At 65.9% G+C, this 17,982-nt stretch carries 13 protein-coding genes; all 13 read right to left on the bottom strand.

Features of this window, described 5'->3' with window-relative positions; all coding sequences use genetic code 11:
• Positions 1 to 128 precede the first annotated feature (128 nt).
• Positions 129 to 1,169, bottom strand: a complete 1,041-nt coding sequence (locus tag EF834_RS09590; protein ID WP_235871087.1) for a YVTN family beta-propeller repeat protein — start codon at positions 1,167 to 1,169, stop codon at positions 129 to 131.
• Between the two features lie 211 nt (positions 1,170 to 1,380).
• Complete coding sequence (locus EF834_RS18680) at positions 1,381 to 1,713, bottom strand: hypothetical protein (protein WP_127946986.1); 333 nt, start codon at positions 1,711 to 1,713, stop codon at positions 1,381 to 1,383.
• A 419-nt stretch (positions 1,714 to 2,132) separates the two neighbouring features.
• Positions 2,133 to 4,274, bottom strand: a complete 2,142-nt coding sequence (locus EF834_RS09600) for an MMPL family transporter (protein WP_127946987.1) — start codon at positions 4,272 to 4,274, stop codon at positions 2,133 to 2,135.
• A complete protein-coding gene (locus EF834_RS09605; protein WP_127946988.1) occupies positions 4,271 to 4,966 on the bottom strand; it encodes a formyltransferase family protein in 696 nt (231 codons plus the stop codon). Before EF834_RS09605 ends, EF834_RS09600 begins: the two co-directional genes overlap by 4 nt.
• Entirely contained in the window at positions 4,963 to 7,995 is a 3,033-nt protein-coding gene (locus EF834_RS09610; protein WP_127946989.1) for a non-ribosomal peptide synthetase, read from the bottom strand. The genes EF834_RS09605 and EF834_RS09610 overlap by 4 nt, the downstream gene beginning before the upstream one ends.
• Positions 7,996 to 8,025: 30 nt before the next feature.
• Positions 8,026 to 9,081, bottom strand: a complete 1,056-nt coding sequence (locus EF834_RS09615; RefSeq protein ID WP_127946990.1) for an NAD-dependent epimerase/dehydratase family protein — start codon at positions 9,079 to 9,081, stop codon at positions 8,026 to 8,028.
• Positions 9,078 to 9,359: a hypothetical protein gene (locus EF834_RS09620; protein ID WP_127946991.1), complete on the bottom strand. Its 282-nt coding sequence runs from the start codon at positions 9,357 to 9,359 to the stop codon at positions 9,078 to 9,080. Before EF834_RS09620 ends, EF834_RS09615 begins: the two co-directional genes overlap by 4 nt.
• Entirely contained in the window at positions 9,356 to 11,023 is a 1,668-nt protein-coding gene (locus EF834_RS09625) for a fatty acid CoA ligase family protein (RefSeq protein ID WP_127946992.1), read from the bottom strand. Before EF834_RS09625 ends, EF834_RS09620 begins: the two co-directional genes overlap by 4 nt.
• Positions 11,023 to 11,925: a beta-ketoacyl-[acyl-carrier-protein] synthase family protein gene (locus tag EF834_RS09630; protein WP_127946993.1), complete on the bottom strand. Its 903-nt coding sequence runs from the start codon at positions 11,923 to 11,925 to the stop codon at positions 11,023 to 11,025. The genes EF834_RS09625 and EF834_RS09630 overlap by 1 nt, the downstream gene beginning before the upstream one ends.
• A gap of 1 nt (position 11,926) precedes the next feature.
• A complete protein-coding gene (locus EF834_RS09635) occupies positions 11,927 to 12,976 on the bottom strand; it encodes a 3-oxoacyl-ACP synthase III family protein (RefSeq protein WP_127946994.1) in 1,050 nt (349 codons plus the stop codon).
• 193 nt (positions 12,977 to 13,169) lie between these two features.
• Entirely contained in the window at positions 13,170 to 14,492 is a 1,323-nt protein-coding gene (locus EF834_RS09640; RefSeq protein ID WP_127947326.1) for an alpha/beta fold hydrolase, read from the bottom strand.
• A gap of 222 nt (positions 14,493 to 14,714) precedes the next feature.
• The gene (ppc, locus tag EF834_RS09645; protein WP_127946995.1) at positions 14,715 to 17,510 is read right to left on the bottom strand and encodes a phosphoenolpyruvate carboxylase; all 2,796 of its coding nucleotides are present in this window, start codon (positions 17,508 to 17,510) and stop codon (positions 14,715 to 14,717) included.
• 113 nt (positions 17,511 to 17,623) lie between these two features.
• On the bottom strand, positions 17,624 to 17,857 hold the full coding sequence (gene secG, locus EF834_RS09650) for a preprotein translocase subunit SecG (RefSeq protein ID WP_127946996.1): 234 nt from the start codon (positions 17,855 to 17,857) through the stop codon (positions 17,624 to 17,626).
• Between the last annotated feature and the right edge of the window lie 125 nt (positions 17,858 to 17,982).

A 17,982-nucleotide genomic window follows, 5' to 3' on the forward strand; every position in this document is an offset into this window, starting at 1 on the left:
GACCGCACGACGACGCCGCCACCGACACGGTCGTCGGCGGCGGCGTCCTTCCCACTTCGATTTGGTTGTCAGCTTCGGGCGCTGCCCGCCGACCCGCATCAGGCCGGCGAACTACCGCCAGTCAGCGATCAGGAGGTGCACAACGATCCGGAGCAGGTCTCGTCGGCGATCACCGACACCATCGAGGCCTCATGGTTGACGACGTAGACCGGGGATCCGTCAGGGCTCACCGCCACTCCGTACGGGTAGTTCCCAACTCGAATCCTCTCGACCACTGAGTTCGTGGCGGTGTCGATCACCGACACCGAAGCGTCATAGAGGTTGGTGACGTAGGCGCGGGACCCGTCCGGGGTCAGCGCCAACCCCCACGGGAAATCTTCGGCCGGAATCGTCTGGGCCACGGTGTCCGTGGCGGTATCGACCACCGACACCGTGTCGCTACCACCGTTGGCGACGTAGACGCGGAGCCCGTCCGGAGTCACCGCCAACCCTCGCGGGTAGTCGCCGACCCTGATGGTGTTCACCAGAGTGTTCTCACTAGTTTCGATCACCGACACCGAGTCCTCGAGAGCGTTCGTGACGAACGCGCGAGACCCGTTTGGGGTGAACGCCACATCCTGCGGGCCATTCCCCACCCCAATGGTTTCGACCACCGTCCTATCGGCGGTCTCGATCACTGACACCGTGTCATCACCGTTGTTGGTGACGTAGACGCCAAGTCCGTCCGGAGTCGTCGCCACGCCAACCGGGGTGTCCCCGACCTCGATGGTGTCGATCACGGTGTTGCCGGCGGTCTCGATGACCGACACCGTGTCCTCCAACTGGTTCGTGACGTAGACGTGAGAACCGTCCGGGCTAACCGCCACCCCAGCCGGGGCGTCCCCGACTCCGATGCTGCCGATCACCGCGTTGCCGGCGGTCTCGATCACCGACACAGAATCGCTGACAACGTTGGTGACGTAGGCGCGAGACCCGTCCGGGCTAACCGCTACCCCGAACGGGGCTGTCCCCACCCGGACGGTGTCGACGACGGTGTCCGCCGACGCGGCACCCGCCCCCATTCCCGCCACACCCAGCGCCATCGCAGAAACAGATACCACCCCGAACATCGCACGTGCGGCGCGGCTCCCAGCCGTGCGGCGACCTCGAAAACCACTGAGCCGATTCACATTTCTCTCCTACATCAGAGGAACACAACGGACAGGCCATGCAGCGAGACAACCAGCGGCCAGACCCGACCACCAGCCCAAAGGAGGCTAACAACCACAAACCGGATCAGATGCCCGACTCACCGAAACAGACACACGGCTCGCAGACCGCACGACGCCGCCACCGACACGATCGTTGGTGGCGGCGCCGTGACTCACCTCGGTGTGGGTGTCAGCTGCCGGCGCTGCCCGTGGATCCGCCGCCCACCAGCGAACCGAAGTCGACCAGCGAACCGAAGTCGATGCACAGCGACCCGAGGCACTCCTCGATGGCGATCACCGACACCGTCCCATCGGCTCCGTTAGCAACGTGGGCACGCAAGCCGTCCGGGGTCACCGCCACCCCTTGAGGGACGGCCTCGACCGGGATAGTAACGATGACGGTGTCCGCCCCCGCGCCTTCGGCTCCCATCCCGGCAATACCGACACCATCGCAGAAGCAGCCATTACCCCGTCCACGCTGCGAGTTGCTCGCCTCCGACCGTGCGGCAACGTCGGAAACCACTGAGCCGATTCACATCTCTGTCAGGACACGCAAAGGACGCTCGAGCGTTTGGACCGTACGCACATGTTGCGAAATGCACTGGTCGGATCGCCATCCGTCATTCCGGCTCACCGCCGTCGGACGCGGATTCGTCTGGCCGCAACGGCTGCGGATGCCCACCACCGTCGGTCACGTCCGGCCGTCGCCGACACCCGTGCGACAGTGGGCCGATGCTACGAGGCCCACCCGACCCACGAGAAACCGGCCCACGATTCGTGGTTGCTCTCAGACACCGATCCATTCGCCCTCTCCCTGCGCTTCCGGTCCGCTATCAGTTCCGTTTGCTCAGTTGGACGTCCAGAAAGACGGATCGGTTCCTGCGCGAAGTGGATGGGCTGATCCTCTGACGGGCACGGCCCATGCTGATCAACAGATACCGCTCACACCGCCACACGTTGTTCAGCCGACACTGGCCTACTGTCGTTGGTCCGCCTCCGAAGGAACGCAGGACCCCACCAGTTGGCTTCACCCATGAGCTTGACCAAGGCGGGTACGAGCAACATCCGGACCAAGGTGGCATCGAGCGCGAGCGCGATGATCATCCCCATCCCGATAAAACGCATGGGCGTCAGTTCCGAGAGTGTGAACGCCCCGGTCACGAGAATCAGCAGCGTTGCTGCGGCAGTCACGACACGGCCAGTGCGGGTGGCGCCGACGAGGATCGCTTCTTCTGTGGTGGCACCGGCCTGTCTCGCCTCGACCATCCGCGAGATGAGAAACACCTCGTAGTCGGTGGACAACCCGAACACGACGGCGATCACCAGCACCACCATCCCCGCTGGGAGCGGACCCTGGCTGACGCCCAGGACACCGGCAAGATGGCCGTCGTAGAACACCAGAGTGAGGATCCCGAATGTCGCAGCCAGGCTCATGAACGCCACTGCGACCGCTTTGATGGGCAGGACGATCGAACCGAACGCCAACAGCATCAGCAACAGCGTGGCGGCGGCCATGACAGCGAGCATCACCGGCATCCAGGTGATGATGGCGTCGACACCGTCCACGGTGATCGCGGTCAGTCCGCCGATCTGGACACTCATTCCGTCCGGTTCGCCGAGCCCGCGTATCTCCTCGACAGCCGTCACCGCGCCCTGCGAACGATCCGGAACGGACAAGCGCGCCTGCATGATGACGACGTCGTCCTTGCTGCCGAGAACGGCAACGTCCGTGACGCCGTCGATACCCGTCACAGCATGGCGGAACTTCGCGACCGCACTGGGGCTGGGCGCGGCGCCATCAACACCGGTACCGAGGATGAGGACCCCGCTGTTGGCGCCAGGCAGTTCCGCGGCGATCGTTTCGGCTCCGAGTCTGGCGGAACTGTCCGGGGCGAACGCGGTGTGGTCGACGTCGCCGAGCTTGACACCGACGACCGGTGCTGCCATCAGCATGAGTACGGAGACGATTCCGAAGGCGACCATGCCTGGACGACGAAGGACCGCGGTGGTGACCCGGCCCCAGAACCGTTGCGCTCGAGCCTCGCCCCGTTCGAAGGTGTTCTGCCGCCAACTCCACTTGCCGATACGGTGACCGACCAGGGCGAGCGCCGCAGGAAGTGCTGTGAGCGACATCGTTGCGGCCACGGCGACGGCCGACATGGCCCCGAACCCGAGCGATTTGAGGACGGGCTGCGGAAACACCAATGTTCCAGCGAACGCACACATCAGCAGCAGCGCGGAGAATGCGATGGTTCGTCCGGCCGTGCCCAGGGTTCGGGTGAGTGCCGTTTCGACGTCGGCGCCGTCACGGGCGAGTTCCTCACGGAACCGGCTGACTATGAACAGTCCGTAGTCGATGGCCAACCCGAGGCCGAGTAGTGACGCGATGTTGACGGCGAAGACGTTGACCTCGGTGAATTCGGAGATCAGCCGCAACGATGCCAGCGAGCCGAGAATGGACAGCAATCCCACTGCTACCGGCAAGGACGCGGCCACCAGGCCGCCGAAGACCGTGACCAGGACCACCAGGGTGACAGGCAGCGACAGCATCTCCGCGAATACCAGGTCGCGTTGGGACTGTTCGTTGATTTCCGTAGCGAGAGCGCTGAGCCCGGTGATTTGGCTGTCGATGCCGGGCACGGTCAGGTGTGGGGCGATGTCTCCGAACGCCGCGATGCGCGCGCTCTCGTCTCCAGCGGCAAACACCAGCGCCAGTACCTTGTTGCCGTCCTCGGAACGCAGAAATCCTGCGCCAGCCGGGGTGTTCCAATAGGTGACGACTGGGCGGTCCAACAGCGCCGGGTCGATTCCCTCGAGGCTCCGATGTACTTCTTCACCGACGTCATCGATGGTTCTGTCATCCGGAATTGTGTACACGGCCACCACATCTGGTGTGTGTCGACCGAAGTGCTGCTCCACGACGCGATCGACGTGGACGGACTCACTACCTGGGTCGGAGTAGCCACCGGCTCCGAGTTTGTCCATGACGGACGATCCCCATGCTCCGGCGATCAGGATCGCTGCGATGGTACTCAGCAGCACCGTCCATCTGCGGCGGAAGATCGTCGACGCCCACTGGCTCACGAGTGTGCGCTTTCGGTCGCGGCCGGATCTGCCAGCGCGGCAGCCAGGTCCGGGTAAAGAGGGGTGAACACGCCCAGGTGGCCGGCCCGGTGGTAGTGCGGGCTATCGCGATGACCGGCAAGCTCGTCGAGGCGTTCGCGTCCGTAGTAGCCGCCACCGTCCGAGGACGGCGTGATCGGAGAGAGAGGTCCGGTCACCGCGGCTTCGAGATTGCGTTCGAACAGGGTGTGACAGGCGCGCAGTCCGGTCATCATCACCTCCTGAAACCGGTCCCGTGGGCGGACTGGAAACTCTTCGACGTCGAGGACGGCGCCGGTGTCGACGCCCTTGTCAACCTCGTGGAGGGTTGCCCCGTAGCGGGTCTCACCATTGAGGAGCGCATACGTGATCGCAATCTCGGGGCGCCCGCGGTAGGCGGGTAGCGGCCCGTTGTGAATGTTGTAGATTCGCAGTCCGGAGTCGAGGAGGGGTGCCTCGAGAATCGTCGGGTTGTTGATCGACCAGACGAGCCCGTCACTGCACGCGGACTGGATTCGAGCGGCGTCGGCGTTGACGTCGCGGGTATGCAGGACCGGGACGTGGTCGGGTGTGGTCTGGTCGGAGCGGGTGCAGACGAGATCCACGCGGTATCCGTCCGCGGTGGCAGCCCGCACCGCACGCCAGAGCAGGGCTCCTTCGCCGATGAAGATCACGCCGCGGCTCCTCGTGCGGCAACTGCGGCGGCGTGGACCCGAGTCAGGGTCATGTCGTTGATCAGGCCCTCGAGCTGTTCGACGAACCGCGCCTCGCCGTCGGGTCCGACGATGGTGGTCGAGACCTGGGAGAGCATCTCCAACGAGGCGAGAGAGTCTCCGCCGAGCGCGAAGAAGTCGGCGTCCGGTGTCACCTCGCCGGGGGTGATCTGGAGGATCGACGCCCAGATCGTGGCGATCCGTTCAACCTCCGTTCCCTCGGCATCAGCCCCCTGGGATGGCTGCGCCACGGTGGGTACGTCCAGACCCGTGTCCGGGATGCCAGGTAGGCGGGCAAGGTCGATCTTGCCGTTGGCGGTGAGAGGGAGAGCGTCGACGGTGTGAAACGCGGCGGGGATCATGTAGGTGGGCACATGCTCCCTCAGATACTCGCGCGTGGCGGAGATGTCGACGTCGTCATCGGCGACGAGGTAGGCAACCAGGGCGTTGCCGCCGGCCTCAGTCGGGCGGGCGACGACTGCGACTTGGCCGGCTCCAGGCATCTGCTCGAGCACTGCCTGCACCTCTCCTGGTTCGACGCGATTGCCGCGAATCTTGACCTGATCATCCACGCGGCCAACGAAATCGAGACTCTGGTTCGGCAACACCCGCCCGAGGTCGCCGGTGCGGTAGACGCGTTCGCCGCCGGGCAGGGTGATGAACCGCCCAGCGGTCAACTCGGGACGACCAAGGTACCCACGGGCCACCTGCGGGCCGCCGAAGCACAATTCACCGATCTCACCGGCAGCGACCGGCCGCTGCTGATCGTCCAACAGGAATACGGGGGTGTTGACGGCGGGGCGGCCGATGGGCACCGACGGAGCATCCGGGTCGGGGGCGGGGCCGACAATGTGTGTAGTGCAGGCGACGGCCAGTTCCGCCGGCCCGTAGCTGTTGAGCAGTCGGGTTCCGGCGCCGAAGAAGCCGCGTGCTCTCGTGGCCAGCCCGGGCAGGAGGCGTTCGCCGCCGATGATGACCGTCCGCGCAGTGGGTCGGGTGATGTCCAGGCGGAGGACGACCTCGAGCAGGCTCGGGGTGAGCAGGAAGGTGTTGGCACCGGAATCGACCAGCATCGCGCGTAACGACAGGTGCGAGATATCCTCGGGCACAAGCGTTATCGAGCCACCAGCCAGCAATGAGCTGAAGAATGCGGCGCAGGCCATGTCAGCGGCCGGGGTGTGGTGGTGCGCGAACCTGGTGTCGGGCCCCAGAGACCACCATTCGATGGCGGCATCGACGAAGTTGACGATGCCGCGGTGCGGGACGAGAACCCCCTTCGGTCGGCCCGTCGACCCGGACGTGTAGGTGACGTACGCGATGTCGTCACCGCTGATCGGCGCGGTCACCGGTGTATCGGTGTGTCTCGGGAGGTCTTCGAGGACCATGGTCGGGGTGTCGGTGGGAACGAGGTGCGAATGCTCGCCGGCGGTCAGCAGGATCCGGGCCCTCGAGTCCTCGAGGATCGCGGTGAGCCGGTCGGTCGGGTGCTTCGGATCCAGGGACAGGAAAGCTGCACCGGTTCGCATGACGCCGAGTTGGCCGGCCATTGCGGCAGGAGTGCGTCCGGCGAGGATCGCGACTATCGAACCGGGACCGACGTCGTGACTGATCAGAAGGGCCGCAATCGCATCGGCCCAGTCGTCGAGTTGACGGTAGGTTCGCTCGCCGTCCGGGCCGCTGACCGCCATCGCCTCGGGGGTGCGCTCGGCGTGGTACCGAAACCGGCTGTCGGCGGTATCCCCCCTCGCCGCGGTGTCCACACCTGACATGGCCTCGGGTATCGGCAGAGCCGGTTCGACAGGGTCGAGCGGCGCCGCGGCCGGCGCGGCAAGTGCAACGGTGAGCCGGTCGAGGAGTGCATCCAGTTGCTCATTGACGCCATCACCGGCACGGCAAGACACTGTGATCTCCGTGCTGGCACCGGTTTCGACGATCACGAACGACATCGGGACGAGCCCGGTGTGCACGGGTAGCGCACGTATGGTCGCGGCGGTGAAGCCGGGCGTCGAGAAATCCTCGAGATCGATCTGGCCTGCGTGGGAAACGATAGCCGACACCAGGTTTCGATCCATCCGGGCGCCGATTCGGTGGGCGGCGGTGACGATGGCGCGGGTGACCGGTCCGGGGAGGCGTGCGAGGCCGCCGTTGTCCATCTCCGCGAGTTCTCGGCGGTCGGCGAGACGGGTCAGGATTTGGGCATGAACTTGCTGCCACGTGACCCCGGGGTCGACGTCGACGAACAATGGCAAGGCCAGGTTTGCAGTCGAGCGAATCGCGGGATCATGCCGCCGGAGATCGACCGGGACCATGAACCGCGCTGCGGAACCGACCACGTCGGCGAGATCCGCACAGATCCGGGCCACCACGGCCGGCGTCGTGCTGGGAATTGCGCGGTGCCGCCACACGAACTTCCCCGTGCGGGGCGGCCGGCCGGCGGCACCGAGTGGTGCGCGCCGGGTGGGCAGCAGTGTCGTGGGCTTGCTTGTGGTCCCGACACGGGCGACGAGGTCGTGGTCGGCAGTCACATCGGGGGCACCGATAGGTTCCTGTCCCCGCAGAACCCGGAAGATCTCCGACGCCCACGTTTGCAGGCCCTTCGCATCCATCACGCCGTGGAATGCTCGGAAGACGACACTCGTCTCCGACGCTGCGCGCGCGACGACGACCTCAGTCGTGGCGAGATCGTCGCTACCGAGGCTGCTCTGCAGGATGGGATCGTCGTCGAGGTCAGCGAAATCGATGGCATGGTCGACGATCTTCACCTGCGGTGCACGCCTGCTGTCGACCCAATTCCGGCCGTTGCGCCTGAGCCTGGCGCCGGGGCACGCCGCGGATGCCTGGTCGACGGCGACCTCGAGAGCGGCGGGATCGATCTCGCCGCTGCCGGTTACGACGAGCTGGATCGCGAACGGCGGGGCGAGCGACTGCGTCGTGATGTAGAGCCGCTCGGTTGCGGAGATCGGGCGCTGGAATGGGGCGTCGATGGTCACGGGATCCTCTTCGCGGAAGGGTGGATCTGATCAGGGCAGGTCGCGGGTCAGTTCCGCGAGGCCGCCCTGCGATTCGACCCACTCCCGAAACTGGCGCATTCCGGTCACACGGTCGACGACGGGCGTGTACCCGAAATCGCGTTCGGCGGCACTGGTGTCGAATGTCGCCGATCGGGTCATCAGTGCGAGCACATACATCGACAGCGGCGGCGAGTAGCGAGCAGCGAGGTACGGGAGCGTCCACACGCGGTCGAGGACTTTCACGATCGCCGACACCACGCGCGGGTTCACGCTCCTGTCGGGCAGCGTGAACCCGAACTCCTTCGCGACCTCGGCCATGTAGGGCCAAATGTTGGTGACCTCGGCGTCGGCGATGAAGTACGCCTTGCCACCGACCGCCTTGCCAACGTCACTGCCGGATTTGGCAGCCTTGACGGTCGCGTCGACGATGTTGTCGACGTGGCACAGTGAGGCGTACACATCGCGGTCGCCGGATAGATTCGGTAGCTTTCCAGCCCGCGCGCGGCCGAGGAGCCGGACGATCGGGCCCGATCGGTCGCCGGGGCCCCAGATCGCTCGCGGACGCAGCGCGCAGGTGGTGAACCCGTCGGCGTTCGCGGCCACGACGAGCTGCTCGGCCGCGGCCTTCGTCTCCGAGTACAGGTTGAGAAACCTCGAGGGATAGGGGGCACTCTCGTCGAGGTTGATCTGATCGCCGCCGTCGTAGCTCATCAGCGCGCTCGGGCTCGAGATGAACACGAAACGGCTGGCTCCGTTGGCCTTCGCCGCCGCGAGCAACACCCGGGTTGCCTCGACGTTCTCCCGCTCGAACTGGGCGCGGGTTCCGCGCTCGTCGACACGAGCGGCGCTGTGGACGACGACGTCGACGCCGAGGGTGGCGGCTTCGAGGGAAGCGGAATCGGTGAGGTCTCCGTACAGGATCCGCATCGCCGAAAGGTCACCGAGGTCGACAAGGCGGCTGGTTGGCCGCACGAGGATCGACACGTCGCAGTCGCCGTCGTCGGCGAGGCGGCGGGCGAGCCGGCCGCCGAGGAACCCGGATGCTCCGGTGACGAGAATCTTCACGCGGAGTTCTCCTTCGTGGGCTTCTGGGCCGTCCGCCAGGTCATGCCGAACGCCATGGTCAGGGCAGCGGTGGCGACCGGCGACCGGTGCGGTCCGGCGGCACGGATCGCCGACGGGATCTGGACAGCGTGCCCGACGGTGCTGAGGACTGCGTCGATCCACCACGCCGCGCGGGCCACGGGATGCTCGATGGGCCGTCCGCGGGCTGCGCGGATCCCGCCATAAGCGAGGTAGATCCAGCCCGCGATCGGGATAGCTCTCAGCAGTGCAGGTTTCATCGTGTGCCCTCCTGGCGCCGGTCGAGTTCGGTGGTGGCCCAGACGGCGAGCTGTTCGCGACCGATCTTGGCGTTGTGACGGATATCGACGGGGAAGCGTGGATGGACCAGGACGGTTTCGATCCCGGCAGTCAGCGGATTCTCGGTGGCGCGGGCCCGTACGGCGGCGATCGTCGCGTCGGGATCTGCGCCGGAAACGAGTTCGACGCACAGCACTGGACGCTGGTGGGGGCGCACCCCGACCCCGACGAGCGCGGTGCGCGCGACACCTTCGACGGCACTGAAGACCTGCTCGACCTGTACCGGATACAGAACGCCGGACTCGGTATCGACACGTTGGGACTTGCGTCCACAGAACCAGATTCGTCCATCGGAGTCGATCCATCCGAGGTCACCCGTGCGATGCCAGACCTGGTCTCCCTCGCTGATCTTTCCGGTCAAGTTCGCGACGTCGGGCCAGAAGTAGCGGGTGCTGACATTCGGGCCGCGGACCACGAGCTCGCCCACGCCGTCGTCCAGGGGTTGCGCTTGGCTCCACCTGGGCAACGGCTCGTCGACCGTTTCGATGACGCGTACCTCGACTCCGTCGACCGGTCGGCCGATACAGGTCCCGGCGCCGTCGCGGGCCCGGTCGGTGAGCCCCGCGAGCAGCTCTCGAGACTCGATCGACGATATCGGAATCGCCTCGGTCGCTCCGTAACCGGCGTGGATCTGCGTCTTGTTCGGAAGCACGTCGCGCAACCCGGTGATGACGCTGTCGGGGACCGGGGCGCCACCGGAGAACACGGCTCGAACGGTGGACATCGTCCACTTGTGAGTGCGCGCATGCTCGAGTAGCGGTCCGAGCACGGCGGGTGAGGCGAACAGTGTGGCCACACCGAACCGATTGATCGCGTTGACCACGTGCAGTGGGTCAGTGGCACCGACCCGGCTGGGAATCAACGGTGGCAGAACGATCCGCGCGCCGAGGAGCAGGTAGAGCATGCCGAACATCGGGAGAGTCACCAATGCGGTCTCGTCCTCGGTGGCCTCGGTCATCGACTGGGTTTGCGCGAGCATCGCCTCGAGGTTGCCGTGCGTGAGTTCGACTGCCTTCGCCGGTCCGGTCGAGCCGGTGGTGAACGCGATCATCAGCAGATCGTCGGCGGCGGCGACCGGCTTTCGGGACTGCGCTGGGCGCTTGGGGGTGCGACCGGTGGAGGAAAAAGTGCGGCCACCCCACCCCCATCGCCGCCCGACGGTGACCGTCGCTCGCACGTTCCGGAACGCGCGCCGGAACAGCACCCGTACGGCGTGGGCCTGCGGGATCCCGATGAACGCCTGGGGATCGACCGCGGCCAGGCATCGCAACATCGGCCGCAGGCCCATCCCCGGATCGATGACCACAGGAACTGCACCAGCCTTGAACAGTCCGAACAGGATGGCGTACAACTCAGGGCCTGGGTTGACGAGCACGATCGTGCGGGTGCCGTCAGTGATCCCGTCAGCGGCGAACTGCTCAGCCAATTCCTCCGACCACGCGTCCAGTTCGGCGAACGTCAGATCTGTGTAGCTGGGCAGAGCAGTTTTCGGACCGTCGGCGAAGGTCACCGCGGGCGCGTCGGGTCGGCGCCGAGCAGTATCCGGCAGTCGGTCCTGCCACGAGGTGACCCAGGCGGAGGTCACTAGGCCGCCCGGCCCGGGATCCGGTACACCGCCGCCGCCGCACTGGGTCCGGAACCGGCGGCAACGAATAGCACGCTGGTCGCGTCCCCGATCCGGTCCGCTGTCGCTGCATGGTGGTATGCGAGCGTCAATGCGGCGGTGTGCATGTCGCCGCCGAGCGGGCCCTCGGGGTCGTCATCGAGGGCGCGGATACCGAGCTTGGCCGCCAACGCGGCCTGGAAGTCCGGGGTCGGACGTGAGGAGATCAGCACTGTGGTGGCCGGATCGATCTCTGCTGCGCCGAGAGCCGCGGAGGCGGCCGAGATCGCCGCGTCGAGGACACGAACCTCGAAGCCGTCGTCGCGGGCCACGGTCATCGCCGAACGCCCGGTGACTCCCATCGTGCTGCTGTCGACGAACCCCTCGACGGCAGGGTCGCCGTCGAGAAGATCGACGTGCACCGGTCCGAATCCCTCCGGTCCGTCCACGTGTTCGAGAAGCATTGCGCCGCCCGACGTCGTGTACGGGAAGTCCTGCGGAGCGCTCGAACCCGTCATCGACGGATGGGTATCCCCGGACACGATGAGAACACGCGCGGTCGTACCGGCCTCGAGGAGCCCGGACGCAACCTGAACGGCATTGAGCACACCGCACGCGCCGTTCATCAGGTCGAAGGAGAACGACCGCGGATCGGTTTCGCCATAGTCGAGGCCGATCCCTGCCGCCTTCTGGATCAGTGCGGCGACCGCCGGTTCGACCGTGTTCGAGTCCCGATAGGTGCCGGTATTGATCAGCACTCCGACCTCTTCAGGCCCGACCTTCGCGGTCGCGAGGGCGGCGCGGGCCGCCCTCGACGAGTGTTCGACGACGCTTGCCGTGTCCGTGTTGTGACTGGCACCGGTGGCGGTGATGACTACACCCATATCAGGCCTCCAAGCTCGAGATCGTGGCCGACAGGTATCCGGTGACCACGCCGGACGCGGCGGGCACCATCAGCACCTTCGAACCGGGTGGGATGTTGCGCTGCCGCAGATGGTCGTGAAGGACAACGAAATGCGACGTCGACGATGTATTTCCGTACTTGTCGATGACATTGAGCGGCGGCGGCATCGGCTGGGCGAACTCACGTTCGCCGAGCCCGTTGAGGAACGTCACCGCGGACGCCCCGAACTGGTGGTGGATGACGTAGTCGAAGTCCTCGTCGGCGAACGTGCGGCCCTGTTCCGCCAGGAAGGAGCGCTGGCTGTCGGTCCACAGCTTGAACCGGTCCTCGTTGTGCATCCGCCGGTTGTCGGTGTAAAGGGCGATGCCCTGGGTGCGGTCGCTCGGCATCCCGATACACGCGTCCGAGAACTCCGATGCGGTCATCATCTCGACGTAGTGGATCCGGTCGCGCTCGTCCTCCGACACGTCGATGATCACCGCACTGCCGGAATCGCCGACCGACAACGACGCAAACTGCGGATCGTAGCCACCGGACAGTTCCTTGACCGCGGTCTCGGCGATCGGGGTGATCGCCTCCCCACTGACCACCATGCCGTTTCGGATGATCCCGGAACGGATCATCCTGTCCAGCAAGAACGTCCCCGTGAGCATGCCGGCGCAGGCATTCGAGATGTCGAAGTGAATCACCTGGCGTGCGCCGAGTTCCTTCGCAATCATCGACGCGAAGGACGGCTCGAAGTAGAACTTCTCACCATCCTTGCTCCTGGTGATCGACACCGAGACGATCGCATCGAGATCCTCGGCGCGGTAGCGGGACCGGGACAGGCAGTCGCGGGCCGCATTCATCGCGAGCGTGAACGAGTCCTCGTAGTTCTCCGGCGACGTGGCTCGTACACGGCGCTCCCGAACACCGGTGACTGCTGCGAAATCGAAGCTCGGCTTCTCAGCGAGACGATCGATCAACTCGTCGGTTGTCACCGCCCGCTCTGGTAGGTACCCGCCGATCGCTTCGAACCGGGAATGCCTCAATACTCACCCCTCCATAGAGGCCGATCACAACCGCTTCCAGCCGTGTCAGCGCAATGTGTGAAGTCCCCCACGGAATCTCGTCATCCGCGTACGGGCGGAAGATCGCGTGACCGGACCCGCATCGGGTGTCCGGCTGTTTGTTCACTCCCGTCTCGAGGAATCTACAGCCTTGATCACGTCAGCGACAATGCCGTCAGTCAAAGGTGCACCCGGACAGTGGCACCCCGTTGAGCCGATCGAGCAGGTAGCTGATGGCGCTGTCGGGGCCGTATCCGTCGATGTACGCCGGAGCCAGGTGATTCGGAAGGGCCGCTCCGGACAGGATCGGGGGCAGGGGGTTCGTACGGAAGGTGACCGTCGCACCCTGGGCACACCAGTCCTCGGCGAGCTGTCGGGCCTGGCCGTAGGGCACCGTGTCGTCGTTGAGTGCGCTGGTGATCAGGACCGGGCTGGACGGAGCCACGGTGCCGATGCGCTGCTGCCGGAGCAGCTCGACAGCGTCGGGGATCTCGTCCAGGTGCTCGAGCAACGGCCGGCCGTCAACGGTCAGGTCACCCGACTGCATGAAAGGGTGCTTTACCATCACGTCGGCGATGCACGAGACGCTGAGGAATTCGAGAAGTTCCCTGCCCGTAGGCGTGACCAGTTCGTCGACATACTCGCGCATCTGCGGGTTGCGTTCCGCGAATCCGTTCACCGCGTAGCCGACAGCACCTCCGATGAGATTGCTGTCGTCGATCAACGGGAGCACGGACATGAGATCCGCGGTCGGAGCCCCGGCCCATGTGCCGCGGAGTTCGAGTTCCGGCGCATAAGTCGGCTGCATCTCCGCCGCCGCCGCGACCGCGCCGCCACCCTGTGAGAAGCCCCAGAACACCACCGGGGCCGACGGGCCGGCGTCGGCCAGCGCGTTCGCAGCACGGGCAGCGTCGAGCACTGCATGCGCCTGCTCCACCCGATTGGCGTAAGTGTGTATCCCGGGCGTGCCCAGACCGATGTAGTCAGTCACGAAGACGCGGGCACCGAGAGCACTCCACGTCGACGCCGACACCAATTCCTGGTTCGCCGACAACGACAACTCCGCCGGATCGGCATACAGGCCGGTGGAGAACGCCACGGACATCGCGCATTGGTCCCCCTGCCCGGCGGTGCCAGGAGCGATCACGACAGTCGGCCGGTCCCCGTCGCCTTCCCAGGGATGAGCGGAGTCGATGAAGGTGCCGCTGACCGCGACGGGGTCGCCATCCTGCGTCAGTGAGGTGTACAAGACCTTTTCCGCCGCGACGGGCCATGCCCCGTCCGATGCCGGAACGGTCGCGAAGACCGCCAAAGGCTCGGTCCGTACCACCGTTCCCGGTGTCGCATCAAATTGCACTGGAGGAACATAGAAGTCGTCCACCGGTGTCGCGCCGGATGCCGGGACTAACAACGAAGTCCCCACCGTCATGGCCGCGCAAGTCGTCACGACCATGGCCCCCAGACGCTTCTTCCGGCTGGTTCGTAGCTGTCGCCACATTCTCGAGACCCTCCCCTGAATACGCACCTCTAGCTCACTTTCCGAGGACCGGAGCGCAGACAGACCGACGCCCCGCCGAACGAGTTACCGGACCGTAGCAGAAGGGCAGTGACGGTCATCACACCGAGCCCAGGAGTAGGTCTCCCCAATCGCACGAGAAACCTGTCGATCGCGGCCGCCTCCGAACTCGAAGGTCCTGCGGGCCCGCTCGAGTGGGTATCCCTAGCCGCTGTTCCGCAACGCGGTGGCCAGTCCGTTCATCGTCAACTGGATTCCCCGACGAACACCGACGGAGTCCTCGCCGCTGCGGTAGCGGCGCAGCAACTCGACCTGCAGGTGGTTGAGCGGTTCGAGGTACGGGAAGCGATTGTGTACCGAACGCTCGAGCGCTGGGTTGTCCCAGAGCAGGTTGTCGTGGCCGGTGATCGCACGGTACATCGCGATGGTGCGAGTGTGTTCGGAGGCGATCTTGCCGAACACCTCCTCGCGTAGCGCTACGTCGGTCACGAGCTCGGAATACCGTGCGGCCAAGCCCATGTCGGACTTCGACAGCACCTGCGCCATATTCGACAGCACGGTCCGGAAGAACGGCCACCGCTCGTACAGATCGGTCAGTACCGCGAGGCGATCCGCGTCCCCGCCGACCCACGTCTCGAACGCGGTGCCGGTGCCGTACCAGCCGGGTAACATCACCCGCGCCTGGCTCCACGACAGGACCCACGGAATCGCTCGCAGATCCGAGATGGACTCGGTCGGTTTACGTGACGCCGGGCGACTCCCGATGTTCAGGGCACCGATCTCCGCGACCGGAGTCGACGCCTTGAAGTACTCGACGAACCCTGGCGTGTCGTGCACGAGGTCGGCGTAGGCGACCCGGGCGATTTCAGCGAGCTCGTCGAGAATCGCGTAGGCCGGCGCGGCGTCGTCGCCGAGACCCTCCACGTCGAGGAGTGTCGACTCCAAAGTCGCGGAGACCAGGGCCTCGAGGTTACGGCGCGCGGGACGCGGCTCGGCGTACTTGGCCGCGATGATCTCCCCTTGCTCGGTGATCCGCAACGACCCTTCCACCGCGCCGGGCGGCTGCGCCAGAATCGCGTCGTAGCTGGGGCCACCACCGCGACCAACTGTGCCACCCCGGCCATGGAAGAGCCGCAACCGGATTCCCGACTTGCGCGCCGCTCGGACCAGATCCAGTTCCGCTCGGTACAGCGCCCAGTTGGCGGCGAGGTAGCCACCGTCCTTGTTGGAGTCGGAATATCCGAGCATCACTTCCTGGCACTCGCCCCGGTTTGCGACCAACGCCCGGTAGATCGGCACTTCCAGGGTGGCAGTGAGGGTTTCCGCCCCGTGTCGAAGGTCGTCGATAGTCTCGAACAGGGGGACGATGCCCACAGCACAGTAGGGGCCGTCTTCGCCGTCCGGGTCGAACAAGCCCACCTCGGCGAGCAGGATCGCGACCTCGAGCATGTCGCTGACGGAGTCGCACATACTGATGATGTAGTTCGGGACGGCCTCAGGTCCGATCCGCTCCACAGCGTCCGCCGCCGCTCGCAGAATGCCCAGTTCCTTCGTTGTCAACTCACTGAATTCGGCCTGTGGGCCCGCGAGCGGACGACGAGTGGCGAGCTCGCCGGCGAGCAACCGCACCCGCTCGTCCTCCGTCAGTGACTGATAGTCCGGGTGTACCCCGGCCCACGCGAGCAGTTCCGCGACCACCGTCTCGTGGACCTCGGAGTTCTGCCGCATGTCCAGCCCACTCAAATGGAATCCGAAGACCTCCAAAGTGTTTCGTAGATGCGCCAGACGGTCGTCTGCGACCGTGCCGTCGCCGTGGGAACGCAGTGATGCGTCGATGATCTCGAGATCCCGCAACAACTCGGCCGGCAGCGCGTACCCGGGAAGGTCACCGTCGACGGCGTGAGTCGGCCGATGTCCGAGAATCCGAGCGGCCGACGCGGTCAGTCGGAGCCGCAATCCGCGAACCGCGCGACGGTAGGGTTCGTCCGCTCGGAACGCCGAATCGTCCCCAGACGCGTCGGCGAGGCGGTTCAGATCAGCTGTCACCGACACCACTCGCGCCGACATCGACAATTCCCGCTCGAGCGCCTCTAGTTCGGCGAGGTGGTGCTCGAGCACGGTCTCCGCAGCGCGGTGCGTCGCCCGCCTGACCACGTCGGCTGTGACGAACGGGTTCCCGTCCCGATCGCCGCCGATCCACGATCCCGGCTGCAGCATCGGCTTCGACAGGACGTCGGTGTCCGGCCAGCGCGACCGCAGCGCATCACGCAATTCGGCGTTGATCTGCGGCACCACCCCGAACAGCGAGGCGTCGTAGTACCGCAATCCGACTTCGATCTCGTCCTGGATCCGCAAGCGGTGCAGGCGAATCAGCGCGGTCTGCCACAACGTGAGGATCTGGCGACGCAGCTGCTGGTCCACCGCCTCTGTCTCGACCGGGTCCCCCGACACCCACTCGCGCTGTCGCATCAGCTCCGTGATCCGGTGCTGCGTCTCGAACACGGTCCGCCGCCGCGTCTCAGTCGGGTGTGCAGTGATCACCGGCGCCACGAGCGCGCCCCTGAGCGCCCGGGCGGCCGATATCGGGTCCAGATTCGCCGCGTCGAGTTTCGCGTACGTGGCAGCCAAACTGCTGTCCTGCGGCGGCTCACCCGCCCGCACGTGGATCGCACGACGGCGCTCACGGTGGATGTCTTCGGCGACGTTCGCGAGTAGCGCGAAGTGACTGAACGCGCGAATCACCGGGATCGCATCCGCAGTGTCGACCTGCGCGAACATCTCCTCGAGCTGTGCGCGGTCGATCTCGGACCTTCGGACCCGGAACGACTCGACCCGCGCCCGCTCGACGAGGGTGAAGATGTCGTCACCCGACTGTTCTCGGACGATCTCGCCGAGCATTCCGCCGAGCAGACGGATGTCCTCCCGGAGTGGTTCGATAGCGGCCCGCAGCTCGGCAGACGACAGGGCGCCGGTGGACGACGACACAGGGATCCCGGTCATCACCCAATTATCGAACCATGCGCCGTCCGTCGCACGACAAGATTGCGGACGGTGTGATCTGGAGGTCGCGGACCGGCAGCGTGTCCAGATCGCCTACGGCGGCCCCGCCCTCGTCAGCCGAACTTGATCTCGAGCCCTATGCCGAGGATGGCGATCACCCAGATCGCCGCCGTGAAGATCGTGACCCGGTCCAAGTTCTTCTCAACGACGCTGGACCCCGCCAGGCTGGACTGGACGCCGCCGCCGAAGAGGCTGGACAGACCGCCGCCCTTGCCGCGGTGCAGCAGGATCAGCAGAATCAGCAGCAGACTGGTGATCACCAGCAGGATGTCCAGGAACAGTGCCATTTCGGTATTCGCTGCCCTTCACGCACGACGGATTCGGTCACTAGCCTGACCAGCCTACCTGTTGACAGCCAGGGCTCGACATCAGCCGGGCTATTCCGGCGCATCGGCCCGAGTTCAACGCCCGG

It is taken from the genome of Rhodococcus spongiicola (assembly GCF_004011835.1).
Lineage (GTDB): Bacteria > Actinomycetota > Actinomycetes > Mycobacteriales > Mycobacteriaceae > Prescottella > Prescottella spongiicola.